This is a genomic window from Lactiplantibacillus sp. DA1 (genome assembly GCF_032681335.1).
GTDB lineage: Bacteria > Bacillota > Bacilli > Lactobacillales > Lactobacillaceae > Lactiplantibacillus.
Genome location: NZ_JAWHTQ010000002.1, coordinates 335,557 through 350,430 on the forward strand (window position 1 = coordinate 335,557; position 14,874 = coordinate 350,430).

At 42.2% G+C, this 14,874-nt stretch carries 18 protein-coding genes; 6 read left to right on the top strand and 12 right to left on the bottom strand.

Going from position 1 to position 14,874, the window contains the following annotated elements:
- Window positions 1-177: 177 nt before the first annotated feature.
- A complete protein-coding gene (gene tsf, locus RXV91_RS04175; protein WP_316438783.1) occupies window positions 178-1,056 on the bottom strand; it encodes a translation elongation factor Ts in 879 nt (292 codons plus the stop codon).
- 102 nt (window positions 1,057-1,158) lie between these two features.
- On the bottom strand, window positions 1,159-1,962 hold the full coding sequence (gene rpsB / locus RXV91_RS04180) for a 30S ribosomal protein S2 (RefSeq protein WP_033611112.1): 804 nt from the start codon (window positions 1,960-1,962) through the stop codon (window positions 1,159-1,161).
- Between the two features lie 224 nt (window positions 1,963-2,186).
- Here rpsB and RXV91_RS04185 point away from each other — a divergent pair, with 224 nt between their 5' ends.
- Complete coding sequence (locus tag RXV91_RS04185) at window positions 2,187-2,909, top strand: HAD family hydrolase (RefSeq protein WP_316438784.1); 723 nt, start codon at window positions 2,187-2,189, stop codon at window positions 2,907-2,909.
- Window positions 2,910-3,148: 239 nt separating this feature from the next.
- Here the strand turns inward: RXV91_RS04185 and RXV91_RS04190 are convergent, their stop codons facing one another.
- The 3 genes from RXV91_RS04190 to RXV91_RS04200 all read right to left on the bottom strand — a co-directional run bounded on the left by RXV91_RS04190 (window position 3,149) and on the right by RXV91_RS04200 (window position 5,279).
- Window positions 3,149-4,147: a D-2-hydroxyacid dehydrogenase gene (locus RXV91_RS04190; RefSeq protein WP_003640741.1), complete on the bottom strand. Its 999-nt coding sequence runs from the start codon at window positions 4,145-4,147 to the stop codon at window positions 3,149-3,151.
- Between the two features lie 84 nt (window positions 4,148-4,231).
- Window positions 4,232-4,537 (bottom strand): GIY-YIG nuclease family protein, encoded by a 306-nt coding sequence (locus tag RXV91_RS04195; protein ID WP_316438785.1) that lies wholly within the window; start codon window positions 4,535-4,537, stop codon window positions 4,232-4,234.
- Complete coding sequence (locus RXV91_RS04200; protein ID WP_316438786.1) at window positions 4,524-5,279, bottom strand: tRNA1(Val) (adenine(37)-N6)-methyltransferase; 756 nt, start codon at window positions 5,277-5,279, stop codon at window positions 4,524-4,526. The genes RXV91_RS04195 and RXV91_RS04200 overlap by 14 nt, the downstream gene beginning before the upstream one ends.
- A gap of 112 nt (window positions 5,280-5,391) precedes the next feature.
- On the opposite strand from RXV91_RS04200, the gene RXV91_RS04205 reads away from it, so the two are divergent.
- Window positions 5,392-6,027 carry a 1-acyl-sn-glycerol-3-phosphate acyltransferase gene (locus RXV91_RS04205; protein ID WP_260352320.1) on the top strand — a complete coding sequence of 212 codons (636 nt, stop codon included), beginning with the start codon at window positions 5,392-5,394 and terminating at the stop codon, window positions 6,025-6,027.
- 61 nt (window positions 6,028-6,088) lie between these two features.
- Here the strand turns inward: RXV91_RS04205 and RXV91_RS04210 are convergent, their stop codons facing one another.
- Entirely contained in the window at window positions 6,089-6,325 is a 237-nt protein-coding gene (locus RXV91_RS04210) for a YneF family protein (RefSeq protein ID WP_080235722.1), read from the bottom strand.
- Window positions 6,326-6,422: 97 nt separating this feature from the next.
- Complete coding sequence (locus RXV91_RS04215) at window positions 6,423-6,680, bottom strand: DUF896 domain-containing protein (RefSeq protein WP_021732289.1); 258 nt, start codon at window positions 6,678-6,680, stop codon at window positions 6,423-6,425.
- A 133-nt stretch (window positions 6,681-6,813) separates the two neighbouring features.
- Between RXV91_RS04215 and lexA the strand changes: the two genes are divergently transcribed.
- Window positions 6,814-7,446, top strand: a complete 633-nt coding sequence (gene lexA, locus RXV91_RS04220) for a transcriptional repressor LexA (protein ID WP_003640747.1) — start codon at window positions 6,814-6,816, stop codon at window positions 7,444-7,446.
- 100 nt (window positions 7,447-7,546) lie between these two features.
- Here the strand turns inward: lexA and RXV91_RS04225 are convergent, their stop codons facing one another.
- Window positions 7,547-8,200: a DNA alkylation repair protein gene (locus RXV91_RS04225; RefSeq protein WP_316438787.1), complete on the bottom strand. Its 654-nt coding sequence runs from the start codon at window positions 8,198-8,200 to the stop codon at window positions 7,547-7,549.
- Window positions 8,201-8,299: 99 nt separating this feature from the next.
- On the opposite strand from RXV91_RS04225, the gene RXV91_RS04230 reads away from it, so the two are divergent.
- Complete coding sequence (locus RXV91_RS04230) at window positions 8,300-8,929, top strand: hypothetical protein (protein ID WP_033611107.1); 630 nt, start codon at window positions 8,300-8,302, stop codon at window positions 8,927-8,929.
- A 46-nt stretch (window positions 8,930-8,975) separates the two neighbouring features.
- On the opposite strand, the gene RXV91_RS04235 is transcribed toward RXV91_RS04230, so the two are convergent.
- Together RXV91_RS04235 and RXV91_RS04240 are read right to left on the bottom strand one after the other, a co-directional pair.
- Window positions 8,976-10,145, bottom strand: a complete 1,170-nt coding sequence (locus RXV91_RS04235) for a hydroxymethylglutaryl-CoA synthase (RefSeq protein WP_316438788.1) — start codon at window positions 10,143-10,145, stop codon at window positions 8,976-8,978.
- Between the two features lie 35 nt (window positions 10,146-10,180).
- Window positions 10,181-10,573: a hypothetical protein gene (locus tag RXV91_RS04240; RefSeq protein ID WP_316438789.1), complete on the bottom strand. Its 393-nt coding sequence runs from the start codon at window positions 10,571-10,573 to the stop codon at window positions 10,181-10,183.
- A gap of 164 nt (window positions 10,574-10,737) precedes the next feature.
- On the opposite strand from RXV91_RS04240, the gene RXV91_RS04245 reads away from it, so the two are divergent.
- Together RXV91_RS04245 and RXV91_RS04250 are read left to right on the top strand one after the other, a co-directional pair.
- Entirely contained in the window at window positions 10,738-11,130 is a 393-nt protein-coding gene (locus RXV91_RS04245; RefSeq protein WP_316438790.1) for a hypothetical protein, read from the top strand.
- 480 nt (window positions 11,131-11,610) lie between these two features.
- Entirely contained in the window at window positions 11,611-12,552 is a 942-nt protein-coding gene (locus RXV91_RS04250) for a glycosyltransferase family 2 protein (RefSeq protein WP_316438791.1), read from the top strand.
- A gap of 360 nt (window positions 12,553-12,912) precedes the next feature.
- Here RXV91_RS04250 and RXV91_RS04255 read toward each other — a convergent pair whose 3' ends face one another.
- Both RXV91_RS04255 and RXV91_RS04260 read right to left on the bottom strand, forming a co-directional pair.
- A complete protein-coding gene (locus RXV91_RS04255; RefSeq protein ID WP_316438792.1) occupies window positions 12,913-14,097 on the bottom strand; it encodes an LCP family protein in 1,185 nt (394 codons plus the stop codon).
- Window positions 14,078-14,869: an ABC transporter ATP-binding protein gene (locus RXV91_RS04260; RefSeq protein ID WP_316438794.1), complete on the bottom strand. Its 792-nt coding sequence runs from the start codon at window positions 14,867-14,869 to the stop codon at window positions 14,078-14,080. The genes RXV91_RS04255 and RXV91_RS04260 overlap by 20 nt, the downstream gene beginning before the upstream one ends.
- Window positions 14,870-14,874: the final 5 nt, after the last annotated feature.

Here is a 14,874-nt window from a genome sequence, read left to right on the forward strand (position 1 = left end):
TCTGTCTATTATTTTACCATATATTTGAATAAGCGTTTGGTTGTCAGCCATAAACCATGGGAAAATTAACCGAATTCTCTTTTTAAAGTGGCTTCAACCCGTTACTTTACAAAAAGGGACTACGCCGAAAATTGCTTTTCGTCGTAATCCCCAATTAGCTAATTCTTTAACCAGTAATTAGTCTTTAATTTGGTTCATAACTTCGTCGATAAAGTTATCAGCCTTCTTTTCGATTCCTTCGCCAACTTCAAAACGAATGAATGAATTAACCTTGCCACCCTTTGATTCAACAAAGTGAGCCACAGTTTGGTCAGAATCTTTAACAAATTCTTGATCATCCAAGCTGATTTCTGAAAGCCACTTGTTCAAACGGCCTTCAACCATCTTTTCAACGATCTTTTCAGGCTTACCTTCATTTAAGGCTTCTTTAACAAGAACATCCTTTTCATGAGCTAAGCGATCAGCAGGGACTTGTTCACGGTTAACGTATTCAGGGTTGATGGCAGCCACGTGCATCGCCACGTCCTTAGCAGTCGCACCGTCAGCGCCATCTAAGACAACTAACGCCGCAATTTGACCACCGTTATGAATGTATGAACCAAAGTTTTGGTCAGCACCCTTTTCAACAACTTGGAAACGACGTAAGCTGATCTTTTCACCAGTTACTTGAGTCGTTTCGATGACATCGTCTTTGACTGTGCCATTAGTCGTCTTTAAAGCTAAAGCATCATCAACTGAAGCAGGTTCTTCTTCAGCAATTTTATCAGCAACTTCAGCAACTAAATCCTTAAACTTGTCAGTTGAAGCAACCGAGTCAGTTTCACAGTTAATTTCAACAATGGCAGCTTTGTTGTCTTTGATGGCAACGGCAGCAATACCTTCAGCGGCAACTCGGCCACTCTTCTTTTCGGCCTTGGCAACCCCTTTTTCACGCAAAACGTCAACGGCTTTTTCCATGTCGCCTTCAGTTTCAACTAACGCCTTTTTAGCGTCCATCATACCAACACCGGTTTTATCACGAAGTTCTTTAACTTGTGCTGCAGAAATCTTTGCCATAGTTTACTCTCCTTTGAGTATCTTGATTTTAAATAAAAAGCTGCCCGTCAAATCAGGCCGTAATGGTCCGCGATTTTTAGGCAGCCTAATTATTTCAATTAATTATTTGTCTGACTTAGCGTCATTGTCGCCTTCAACGGCTTCAACGATGTCTTCCAATGAGTCAACGGACTTCTTAGCGTCCTTGCTATCTTTGAAAGAATCTTCAGTAACGTCTTCGTCTTCACCTTGACGGCCTTCAATGACAGCATCAGCCATCTTAGAAGTAATCAAGCGAACGGCACGAATTGCGTCATCGTTTGATGGGATGATAACATCAATGTCATCTGGATCAGTGTTGGTATCAACCATGGCAACGATCGGAATGTTCAACTTTTGAGCTTCCTTAACCGCAATTTGTTCCTTACGAGGATCAACGATGAAGACAACATCTGGAATCCGAGGCATATCTTCAATACCACCCAAGAACTTTTCAAGCTTGGCACGTTGCTTCATTAACAATGAAACTTCCTTCTTAGGTAAACGTTCGAAGGTCCCATCAGCTTCCATCTTCTTCAAGTCTTTAAGCCGTTTGATCCGAGTTTGAATCGTATTCCAGTTAGTCAAAGTCCCACCTAACCAACGATGGTTAACGTAGTATTGACCAGCACGGGTTGCTTCTTCTTCGATTGAATCTTGGGCTTGCTTCTTAGTCCCAACAAACAAGATAACACCATCATCAGCTGCAGCGTCCTTCACGAAGTTGTAAGCTGAATCAATCATCTTGACCGTCTTTTGTAAGTCAATGATGTAGATGCCGTTCCGTTCCGTAAAGATGTATGGTTTCATCTTTGGGTTCCAACGACGAGTTTGGTGACCGAAATGGACACCGGCTTCAAGCAATTGTTTCATAGAAATAATAGCCATAATAAATGTGCCTCCAAAAAATTTGTTTTATTCCTCCCCACTGCTCAACTAACTATGACACTCTCCCGAGCACCGCCATAATTATCCCAGTAGGTGTGAATTGGTTTTAACACCGAAAATTAGTATACCGAAAATCACTAGTGCTTGCAAGCAATTTCATCAATAATTTGTGAATTGGGTAAAGTGTGTTAAAATACAATCTCGCATAGGGGGCTCACTTAATAATGATAAAAGCCATCATTTTTGACCTTGACGATACGTTATATGATCAAAAATCACCATTCACGACTGCGCTAACCAAAACTTTTAACCAGCGTTTAAGCGATCCTGAATTGGCAGAAATTTTTAATCGGTTTCATGATTTTAACGACCGCACCTTTAATCAGGTGACGGACGCAGCCATGAGCCTAGAAGCCTGGCAAACAGCCCGTATTCGGCATGCTCTGGCACCCATTACTGAGCGTATCAGCATGGATTGGGCGATCCAATTTGAAATGGCCTATCAACAGGCCTTAAACCATATTTGTCTCTTCAATGGTCTCGCCGCAACGTTAACTAAGCTTAGCCACGCTTTCAAAATTGGTATCATCACAAACGGGCCGGCACCCATTCAGCATCAAAAATTACATCAATTACAAATTGAGCATTTTGTGCACCCAGATAATATTTTCATTTCTGAAGAATTGGGCATTGCTAAACCAGACCCGTCGATTTTCACCACCTGGGCCCACCAAGTTGGCATTAAAGCCAACGAGGCCGTTTATGTTGGCGATAACGCCGCATTAGATATGACCAGCGCTAAACACGCCGGCTGGCAGACCTTTTGGTTCAATCACCGGCAAAATGAGCAGATGACGCCTAGTGTGATTCCGGATCAAATTATCCAAAGTCCAGCGGAATTAAACGAGTTACTAATAGCTTTAGTACAAGCTGCTAGTGCATCATAGTTGTATTACTCAAGACTTTGTATCATCAGTAATTAAAGCACTACTCAAAGAAGTCGCCCTAGAGTTCAGCTAGGGCGACTTCTTTTGGTGATACCCTTCACTACCATCCTAACCAGCGAATCCTAAGTCACAGTAATTCTGTTAGTTACGCAACTGTTGTTAGTGAAAATGAACCTGGTACGAATACAAAAAGGCGCTACTCATCTGAGTAGCGCTTTTTTAATCAATTATTGTCGAGATTAGTCAAACTTAACTTGCGTATCAGCTTTACCAGTTTCGATGAATTGCTTGTTGCTGTTCATTGAAACGTGCACCATGTTGTGAACGGCAGTTTCTGTGTAGAAGGCCGTATGTGGTGTAATCAAAACGTTGTCGCGGTTGAACAAGTTCATGAAGACCTTGTCATCAATCGTTTGACCTTCAAGATCCTTGTTAAAGATCTTAGTTTCGTATTCATACGTATCAAGAGCGGCACCGGCAACTTTGCCACTGTCTAAGGCTTTGATCAAGTCTTCTGAGTCGATGAGCGTCCCACGAGCAAAGTTCAAGATGTAGGCACCATCTTTCATCTTACTGAAGGCATCCGCATTCAACATGTGGTAGTTATCCTTCAATGCAGGAACGTGTAACGTAATCACATCAGCTTGGGCGTATAATTCGTCCAAGGTGTCAACGTACATGCCTTCCTTTTCAAGTTCAGCATTCCGGTAAACATCGTAACCGATAACCTTAGCGCCGAAGCCTTTGAAAATATCGATGGCAGCACGGCCAATCCGACCAGTACCAATAACACCAACAGTCATGGTATTTAATTCCTTGGCAATATCTGGAGCCCAACGGAAGTCTTGCTTAGCTAACTTCTTGTTGAACAATGGAGTTTGGCGTAATAATTGCATCAATTGCGTTACTGATAATTCAGCAATCGCATTTGGTGAGTATGCAGGCACGTTAGAAATGTTTAAGCCACGCGCTTTAACAGTAGGAACGTCCAAGTTATCAACACCAACGTTACGAAGAGAGATGTTCTTAACCCCTTCGTCGGCTAACTTGTTTAATACTTCAGCAGTATAGTCCTTTTGTTGGTATACATCGGCACCGTCGAAGCCCTTAGCTAAGTCAACGTTGTCTTCAGTAAGTAATTCTGGAACTAATTTAACTTCAACATCTGGGTTTTCTTTCATCCAAGTATCGAAGAATGGACGTTCGTCATCACGTACAGCATATGCAATAATTTTCATTACAAAAATTCCTCCTATATATTGATACAGTAAATATTATAACAGTAAATGCCAGAAATAGAATCATTAATTGTGAAAACTTCGCTAAATTTTTACATCGTGAGCTGACAAGTAATTTAGCTTGGCAGCTCTCGATTGGTGTTTAAAGGCGTATTCGGCCTTCAACGCACTTGATTTGTCATTGAAAGTTTCATGATAAATTAATTGCAAGGGGCGCCGTGATTTTACACGTGTGTACTTAGCACCTTTGCCAGCGTTATGTGTTGCTAACCGGCGTTGTAAGTTATCTGTAAAACCACCGTACAACGACTGGTCAGCACATAACAATACATAAAAATAATATTTTTTCGTTGCGGCGTCGACCGTAACCGTCTTATCAACCTTTGCCATAAAGTAGCGTGTGCACCTCTTCTCCATACTCACCATTATCTTGATATACCACAAGCGGCGGCATAATCCGAACGCCATTGGCCTTGCCATCTTTGATCATTTCAATTAACACCATGTTGGCTTCTCGCCCGGCCTTAGGATGCACAAACCGAATGCGTTTGGGTGCTAACCGATTCCTAGCCATTGCGATGAATAAATCGTCCAGCCGCTCAGGACGGTGAACGAAATAAGCCTTACCATTCATTTTTAGTAAATCACTACTCACAGCCAAAATCTGATCTAAATTGGCCGATAATTCATGACGCGCAATTGCCAGATGTGGATTAGGATTTTTAACACTTTGGGGCTGATCTTTAAAATATGGTGGATTACATAGGACCGTGTCCACCGAATCTTTCGGTAATTGTTGCGTGATTGTCAGTAAGTCTTCGTTTAGAACCGTCATCTGTTGTGTTAAATTATTCAAGATAACACTTCGTTGTGCCATGTCCGCCAACCGTGGTTGAATTTCTACGGCTGTAATATGACCGCGAGTCTTGGCGCTGGCAAACAATCCCACGGCGCCATTACCAGCACAGAGATCCACGATCTGACTGTTAATCCCCTTCGCAACTTGCGCAAAGTTCCCCAGTAAAACGGCATCTAGTGAAAATGCAAACACTTGAGAACTCTGAATAATTTGAATATCTTTACTATATAATTGATCAATACGCTCATCAGCGTGTAACGTGACGTCAGCCATACTCGGCCACCCCCTCCATTAAAATCATCGCAAAGCTATCATACAATTAACTTGCAGAATTTGCCAAATTTCGTCATACTGTGAGCAGTTAGTAAACGAAAGGAAGATCGTGATGTTTTATTCTTTTATGCGCGGACTAGTCCGACTGATCATCACCATAATTAACGGTCGGCCCCGCTATCAAGGACGTGCCAACCTTCCTGAGGGCGCCTACATCTTAGTCGGCCCACACCGAACATGGTTTGATCCTCTATATTATGCCTTAGCCGGTAGTCCAATGAAGTTTAGTTTTATGGCTAAGGAAGAATTATTTAAAAACCCTGTTTTGCGGTTCATTCTCGTCCATGCCAATGCTTTTCCTGTCAACCGCCAACATCCTGGACCCTCCGCGATCAAGACCCCTGTCAAATTCTTGCGAAGCGGAAAACTCTCACTAATTATGTACCCTTCAGGAACGCGACACTCACAAGAACTCAAGGGTGGCGCGATAGTTATTGCAAAAATGGCTGGCGTACCCCTCGTCCCAACTGTTTACCAAGGACCATTGACCTTCAAACAGCTCTTCAGCCGACAACGCGTCACTGTCCGTTTTGGGGAACCCATCTACATCGATCGAAAACTTAAACTAGATGATGCCGGCCAGAAACAAATTGAGACTAAAATGCTCAGTGCTTTTGACCAGCTGGATCACCAAATTGATCCAACATTCAAATACATCGATCCCGCAACAACTAATTCTAAGCGCTAATCATACAATAAAAAAGTGTCGGTAATCGCGATTGCGAACCGGCACTTTTTTATTATCAACACTACTTACTATCGTTTTTAGAAGCAGCTTTCATTGAATTTAACATCTGGTGCAATTTCTTTTCGGATGGGCGTTGACCCATTTGCATCATCATGCTCCGAAGCATTTCTTCACTAATAGGTGGATTTTGCTTCAAATAGTTTTGCATATAATGCCGGGCACCAAAGAAGCCACCAGTTAACCCAACTAATACGCCGATAACGACGATTAAAATCCAAATTCCAGTAGACACAGTCATTCCCCTCCCTTATTACAGTCTTCATTAAACTAGTCTACACAAATTAATAATAAAAGAAAAGGAAAATTTGTCAGTTGACAAATTTTCCTGAAATCGGTTAATCATCCCGCAGGCCACGATCACGTTGTACCTGGCGAACCTTTTCGGGCGTAACCTCTTTACCATCTTTATCATAGACTTGCAGCATCTCAACTTGTTGCCGGAACCCGGCCCGAAATTCCTGCAAGTATTTTTGCCGTAACTCTTGCCGTTCCGCTTCTTCCAACTCGGTGAGGCCCTCGGCTTTCGCCTTATGAGCTAACTCATTGATCCGAGCAAGCAATTCTTTTGAAATCAAAGTAGCAGCCCCTTTCATCAATGCAATATACACGAAAACAGACCGTAAATCAATTAATAGCGTTTGTCAACCGAACATTTGTTTGAAAGCTGTGAAACGCTATGCTACAATTGGTTTAACCAATAATGAAAATAATAAATGAGGTGCCAAGATGAGTAAAACATCGGAAAGCAAACAAATGGCCGTTCTTCGTTTTATTTATGAACGCGTCAATGAAAAAGGATATCCGCCAACTGTTCGTGAAATTGGGGAAGCCGTTGACTTATCTTCGACTTCAACCGTTCACGGCCATATTTCACGACTTGAAAAGAAGGGTTACATTCAAAAAGACCCCACCAAGCCCCGCGCCATTGAAGTAACGCCCGCTGGCTTCGAAGCCTTGGGAGTCGAAACCACCCCGCATCAAATTCCAGTCCTCGGAACCGTAACCGCTGGGCAACCCATCTTAGCGGTCCAGGAAGCCACAGACTACTTCCCGATCCCTAAGGAATTAGAATCATTCGGTGGTGATCTATTCATGCTAACGATTCGAGGCGAAAGTATGATCAATATCGGCATCATGAATGGTGATCAAGTTATTGTCCGTCGTCAAAGCTCAGCTGACAACGGCGACATCATTATTGCGATGACCGATGAAAATGAAGCGACGTGCAAACGTTTCTTCAAAGAAGCCGATCATTACCGCCTCCAACCCGAGAATGATACGATGGCACCAATTATTCTGAACAACGTCTCCGTCCTAGGTAAAGTTGTTGGTTTATACCGCGACATGCTTTTTCAATAAGTATTAATGATCAAAAAGATGACCTTAGCCGTCATCTTTTTTTATTGTCACGGTCCTTACTCGCTTATTTCCCGCGTAGCGCAATATTTATAGACATGCGCTATAAATATTTTTGCCCTTCACATTGAGCAAGCCGTGACAAAGTCGTCGTTGCCAGAAATTCACGGACCCATGCCGGATCAGTCTTACTGTAATCGCGTAACGCCCAACCAATCGCCTTTTGAATAAAGAAATCTTCATCGCATTGATTGCTTAAAATGGCCGTCCGTAAATACTGAACATTGGTTTGTTGCTGCCAACCTAACTGTAACGTAATCCCCACTCGCCGAACCCATTTGTCAGTAGCGCGCAAGTACACTGGCCCCGCTTGTTCTAAGCAACCGTGCTTCAGAATGTACGTTGCTAGTACTTTACGCCACGCATCAACACTATCCCACCACGGCGTCACCGTAAGTTGCTGCTGACACCATTGATACTGAGCCGGTGTTAGTCGGCGCAGATTGGCCCGCGCAAGGTCAATTGCCACGTACTGATACTCGCGATAAGGTTGTTGATAATAAAAAACTAGCCAGTGTTGTAACTGGTGTACCGTTAGTTGGTGACTCGCCTGACGAATCGGTCGAAACAGTTCCCTACGCTCCGGACTTTTAACCCCCAGAAATTGAAACTGGTCACGCATGTACTTAGCCATCGGTGCCTGATTTTCAAGATGACTAGGTAAAAAAAGTGGTGGTGTCGTCAGCAAATTAGTCATTTTGTCCCCTCATTTTCAAAATATTTTAATTCGGTGTCAAACAGCCAATAGTTCAATGGTATAATAATTATATTATTTCAAACATTGGGAGTTGGTTACATGTTGTTCCTAGCCATTATGGGCTTGATTGTTTTTCTATTAGCTTTATTTTCCGTGATTTATGCACGTCAAACCGGTGGTGGTTGGAAATTTCTAACGTTCATAACAGTCTTAAGCGCTGTGGTCACTATTTATGCTGTTATCAAACTACCGTATTGGCCTTACAACCAGTCACAGCACACTACCAGCAAAGCAGCATCAAGTGCTAAAACTAGTACAAGTACTAGCAAATCAAAATCGACGAGCTTAAGTTCCTCACAGGTTATTTTCAACGAAGGTAGCGCTAAACAAGCTGCAGCAACGACTAAGTTAAACGAAGAAAACATTCTTAAACAGCTGCAAGCGAACTATCAGTCAATCGGGACGGTCGCATTTACGAAAGCAACCAAAACTTATACGATCACCCCAACCGGCAAAAAATACGTCAAATCTTTAAAGACAATCAAGTCATATCCGTCACAAAATCAAAAAGCCATCACGACAATTACGTCAAACTTCAAGTCCTTATCTAAGTCACTTAAAAAGAATCTAGCGGCTGGTTATACCATTCAACTGCTACAGCCAGATACAACTGATAAAACCTTACTTAGTGTTAAAGATGGCCAAATCATCACTAATAATTTCAAATAACAAAAGCACTTGCCTAGCAATTTTGCTAATATCAAGTGCTTTTTTATTAAGCCTCGCGATCCAGGTATTGACGTTGCTCAGTTTTTTGTCCAGTTAGCACAAAGCGGTGTGGATCATCCGCAACTGACACAACCTGATCTTCAGCTTGCCATTGCAGTTGCTGATTAAATAATGTCTCATATTCCGCGACACTGACTCGTCGACGACGGGCTAAACGTTGCGGTAAGCCAGAGTCTAAGCCCAATTGATAATCAGGCTGGAGTTCACCAGTATAAAACTCCCCCTCTGCACCAGAACCATAACTGAATAGTCCTAATTGGTCGCCCGGCTGTAACTGCGGATCTGTTAATAATTGCGATAATAAGCTTAAATAGAGTGACCCAGTATACAAGTTGCCCACTTGCCGGTTTAACTGACGCGCATGCTCAAAATGAGCCAGCCAGCGTTTTTGCTGGTCATCATCGACTAGTGGCAAAACGCTCCGAAGTGCCTTAAGTCCCATTTTTGTATATGGCAAATGAAAGGCCAATGCCGTCATCGCTTCTGGACGTGTGTGCGTTGTTTTCAAGTAATCTTTAAAAACATCTTGGAAATAGTCAATATAAATATTAGATGAGTATTTACCGTCAACTAGGGCTTCTGTATGGTACAACGGGCGCCAGAAATCCATTACATCGGCACTAAGTAAACTAGTTGTAGTCCCCAATGACAACACCTGAGGATCAACGCTAATTAACATGGCGACCGCCCCGCCACCCTGAGTCGGTTCTCCCGGCGTGTTCAACCCATAACGAGCCACATCGCTACCAATAACTAGGGCCTTCTTATCAGGATGAATCCGAATGTGATCCTGGGCCAACTGAACGCCAGCAGTCGCAGCATAACATGCTTCCTTCATTTCAATCGTGCGGACGCGCCGGTTCAACCCCAACAATTTAGCCACGTATATGGCACTTGCTTTCGAATTATCAACACCCGATTCGGTTCCAACAACTAACAAATCAATGGCGGCAATATCTTCAGCCGTTAGCATTGGTGCGGCAGCATTCGCCGCGAGCGTAACTGCATCTTGACTAGGTGGAATCACTGCCATCTTAGACTGACCGATACCAATCAAATATTTATCGGGCTCAGCTTGACGCGCTACCGCCAACTCAGCCATATCAACGTATAAATGTGACGTTGCAAAGTGCAACTTATCGATGCCAACTTTCACTTATTTCCCTCCAATTTGTTAATAACAATAACGAGTTAATCTCCATTTCCAAGTGGTCCCAAGTAATGAAAGTCTGGATCAGATCCAAGCCGACAACAACTGAATGCACGGCTGAGTTCATTATGAAAAGTAACGACGATTGCAGGTGTTGCCCAAGTTGAGGCTGCCCAAAAGACAGTGTCATCAAACTCCCGCTGATCATTTGGATAACGGTGATAACCCTGAGTGCTGTCCCATATGGTGCCATGCGTATTTAACCAGTCCTCTGCTAACCCCGCTTCGACCTGTGCTATGACATCGTGATTATCTTCGATCAAACAGGCCAGTTTTTGCCAATCCAATTGCCAATTATGACTGCGCGGAGTCTGTCCGCGTGTTCCCAGTGGCGTATGTGTTAATGCGATCGGTGTCAAATCGACAAAATCCACTTGGATCACCTCATTCGTGAATCATCTTAAGATTTCTCAACTATTATATCATTTTGACATAAAAACATTGCAAACAATTGCTTGACCTGGGACGGGTTCCATAATCTATGCTGAGTTTAAATAACAGTAGTTAAATCAATTATTTAAGTAAGGAGTGCGTTAATATGTGGTTTTTACGTCATCATGATCAGACTAAACTTCAAGCTCCAGTCGCAGGCATTTATCAGGACCTCCCCGCAGCCGCTCACCCACAACAAATAGGCCTACTTACCATGCAACCAACAGACACTGTGATTAACGCCCCACTCGATGGAGATGTCATTAGCTTGTCATCATCCAGTATCTTCCTTAGAGCACTCAATGGACAGCGCTTTGAACTTCGTATCGACACACTCGACTATCAAATCAGCTGTGATTGGCAAGTCCGGATTGGCGACTCTGTCTCACCACTGACAATTTTAGGCACACTCAATGGTAACTTGGCAAGTATCACCATCACGATCTACCGGATTGATTCAATACATGCGGCCAACTTAGTGACGGCTGCCAACGACTAGATTAATGCTTAAGATTCGGCAGTTCCATTCGGCTAGCTGAACTGTCATATTCGAAAAGTAACCCGCTAGCTGGTCAAGTACTTTCATGACAAAGCAGCGCTCGTTCCATCAATTTACAACTTCCCTATGGTCTTCTTTTTACAAAGTTCCATACAAATGCTTTTTTGCGTACTGCTGTCAACTTGAAATTCTTAAGTGTCATCTCATTATAGTAAAGTCACGCAATATGAAATTGAGCCACAGCAGTGTTTACTAGTGTCTTAATTGACTAGTTATCGCGAATCCATTACAATTTTTGTGATTCGATAATTGATTGCTTTATACCTTAATTCGGGCTATGATATTCATACTGGTTTAAACTACTTTTCTTTATTGATTAGTAAGCGACGACTGCTCAAGCGGTGCCATTTGGTATCGATCACCAAGCCAAAACGCAATTGATTCGTCTAAAAACTATAAGAAGGTCGGATACTAATAATTATGAAAACCATGAGTCTAGTTGTTCCGTGTTATAACGAGGAACCTACGATTGAAATATTTTATCATACCGTTGAAAAAGTTCTAGCGGATAATCCGGAGGCGTTCAACGATATCACAACTGAATATGTCTTTGTCAATGACGGCTCTTCCGACGACACGCTGAACGTGCTACGTACATTAAACGCTGCTCATCCTGACACTGTGCATTATGTTTCATTTTCTCGGAATTTCGGTAAAGAGGCCGGTTTGTTAGCAGGCTTAGAACATACCATTGGGGATTATGTGGCCGTCATGGACGTTGACCTACAAGATCCGCCGACTTTGTTGCCCAAAATGTTAGCCATGCTTCAAAGTGGCGAATATGACTGTATTGGTACAATGCGGGAAAATCGTGCTGGTGAACCCTTTATTCGTTCGTTTTTATCACGTTCGTTTTACTCAGTTGTTAATAAAATTTCAAAAGTCCAAATTATTCCTAATGCCCGCGATTATCGCTTAATGACGCGCCAAATGGTTGATGCCATCTTAGAATTACCCGAATATAATCGCTTTTCTAAGGGAATCTTTAACTGGGTCGGTTTTCGGACAACTTATTTAAAATTTGAAAACCAACCCCGGTCTGCCGGCGAAACTCATTGGTCAATCTGGCAACTCTTCAACTACTCAATGGACGCCATCGTTGACTTCTCTGATGTTCCCCTGAAAATTGCTACGTTTACGGGCGGCTTACTTTCCTTAGCTTCCATTATTAGTATTTTTGTCGTAATTATTCGCAAATTACTATTTAATAATAGTGTCAGTGGTTGGGCCTCAACCGTCACCATTTTGCTCTTAATTGGGGGCATTCAACTGTTCTGCCTTGGCATTATTGGCAATTACATTGGTAAGATTTACATTGAATCAAAGCACCGGCCTCACTATATTGTGCAAGAGAAAAAATAACTCATTCATAATTGTCCAATACCGCTTTAATTGTTAGATACTACTACAAAATCCAACCTGCTTCTACCTGCTGTCAATTTAATTATTGATGGCAGTTTTTTTGCTCTTTGTTAGTTGATAACGTTATATTCGAGACCCAATTCACTGAAAGATTGATTTTCGGCATTCGCCTAACCACGCTGAATTAACAGTAATCTGGCACAAACTGAGTTTGGTTTACATTCAACTCACTTAACGTTGCTGTAAATAGACCTCGCTAGCATCATCGTATGTAAAATGACCCAGCAGTATCCAATGGATCAAACTGTCTGGGTCATTTTTGTTATTGAGTAGCGCCCACTTACCAGCGACTATCGAAATCTAATGTACCGTATACATCGTTTCAGTTTTATCTGAAACTCGAAAACCATTTTTCAACGGCACCGCCGTCGGTAATTTACCAATAGTAGTATTACCAGCATGCCCCACATACACATGGGATTGACCATAATGCGTATCTGCCTTAGCTTCATCCGCTTTACTTTCAACGCTCTCATCACTGGCATACTGGTAATGCCCATTGGTTGTGAAAGTCTGTGAAGGTAAGTTTGACCGTAGCCCAGCGGCAGCTTGTAATTGCTGACTCACCTGTTCACGACTGTCTGGGTAAACCTCGACCATACTACGACCAGCAACGTCAAACGTTCGCCACTGAAATGTCAACCGTTTAATTCGATATCGCTTAAAAATTTCGCGGCTTTTAAACAGCGTTAATAGATCGTGATTCGTTAAATTAGTCCTCATTTGATCTTTCAAATCACTGACAACTTTTACTCCTTTAGACGAAAGTCCTTCCTGATTTAAACGCTTAACCATTGCATAAAAGACGGCTTGTTGCCGAAAACCACGATGTTGATCGTTGTCGATATGTCTTTCTCGTGCATAGGCTAATGCACGCGCACCAGTCATCTTTTGCAAACCTGCTTTAAATTTTTCCGGTTTTCCCCAATAATTTTGTCCGATAAAATCACGATCAACATTAACTTCAACAGGGCCAACATCATCAATCGCTTTAATAAAACCATCCCAATTAACAGTGAGGTAATAATCAATTGGTAAATTCAAATAATGTTCAACGGTTGCCACCGCCGCCGCATCACCACCATAGGTATACGCCGATTCAATGCGTTGATAACCATGATATTGCTGCGAATGAATCTTAACAAAAGTGTCCCGTAACAAACTACATAAGGTCATTGTTTTAGTTTTGTGATTCACAATAACTACCATCATTCCATCCGTGCGCGTTGTCGATAATTTACGCTTACCACTATTATCTAACCCCATCAATAAAAAAGTACTGACTGGTTGTTGGGCCAAATTGTGATGTGGCTTAATAACTCGGGACTCATGGAACGAGTGCAACATATTAAATAATCGAATACCTTGAACTGTAAAAACCACCAACATGAAGGTAATACAACTTGTTACTAGTACAATTAGCCGTTTTTTTTGCCATTTTGGCAGTTGCCGCCTTCTCATAGACTCAGTCCCCCCGCATTTCATTAATATCGCGCTTAAATCGATCAGTAATGGCCATTGTTTTGGCCCAAATTTGTTGTTCTGTACGCTGATCTCTAGGCGTCTTAATCTGATAAGTGTTCATAATTTGCGCAGGATGCCCTCCTAAAACATAAATAGCATCTGAAAGACGCACCGCTTCAGAAATATTATGCGTTATCAAAACAATCGCTTGCATTTTAAATTTCCTGCGTTCCCATAATGTAATCAAATCTTGCCCTAACCGCTGACCCGTTAAGACATCTAGCGCTGAAAACGGTTCATCTAAAAGGAGCAATTCTGGCTCAACAGCAAGCGCACGAGCAAACCCAACGCGTTGTTTCATTCCTCCAGATAGTTCATAGGGGTATGCATTTTCCAACCCTTTTAAACCAATCAAATTAATTAAATTGTCAATTTGTGTGTCAACATATTGACAGTCAGAATTAAGCTGACTTTCTAGGCCAAACATAATATTTTGACGTACTGTCAACCATGGAAATAGCGCAAAATTCTGAAATACCATACTCATCCGGCGATCAGGAGCCGTGACTAAGTTACCATCAAAAGTAATGACGCCATAGCTGGGCTGAATAATCCCCGCAATCATTCGTAATAGTGTTGATTTTCCGACACCAGACGAACCAATGATACTAATAAACTGGTGTGTTTGAACTTGTAAACTAACCGCTTGTAAAATCAATTCAGACTGCCGCTGTTTTGAAAGTATAAAGGACTTTGAAACATGATCAACATCTAATAAAACTGCTTTTTTCAACTTAA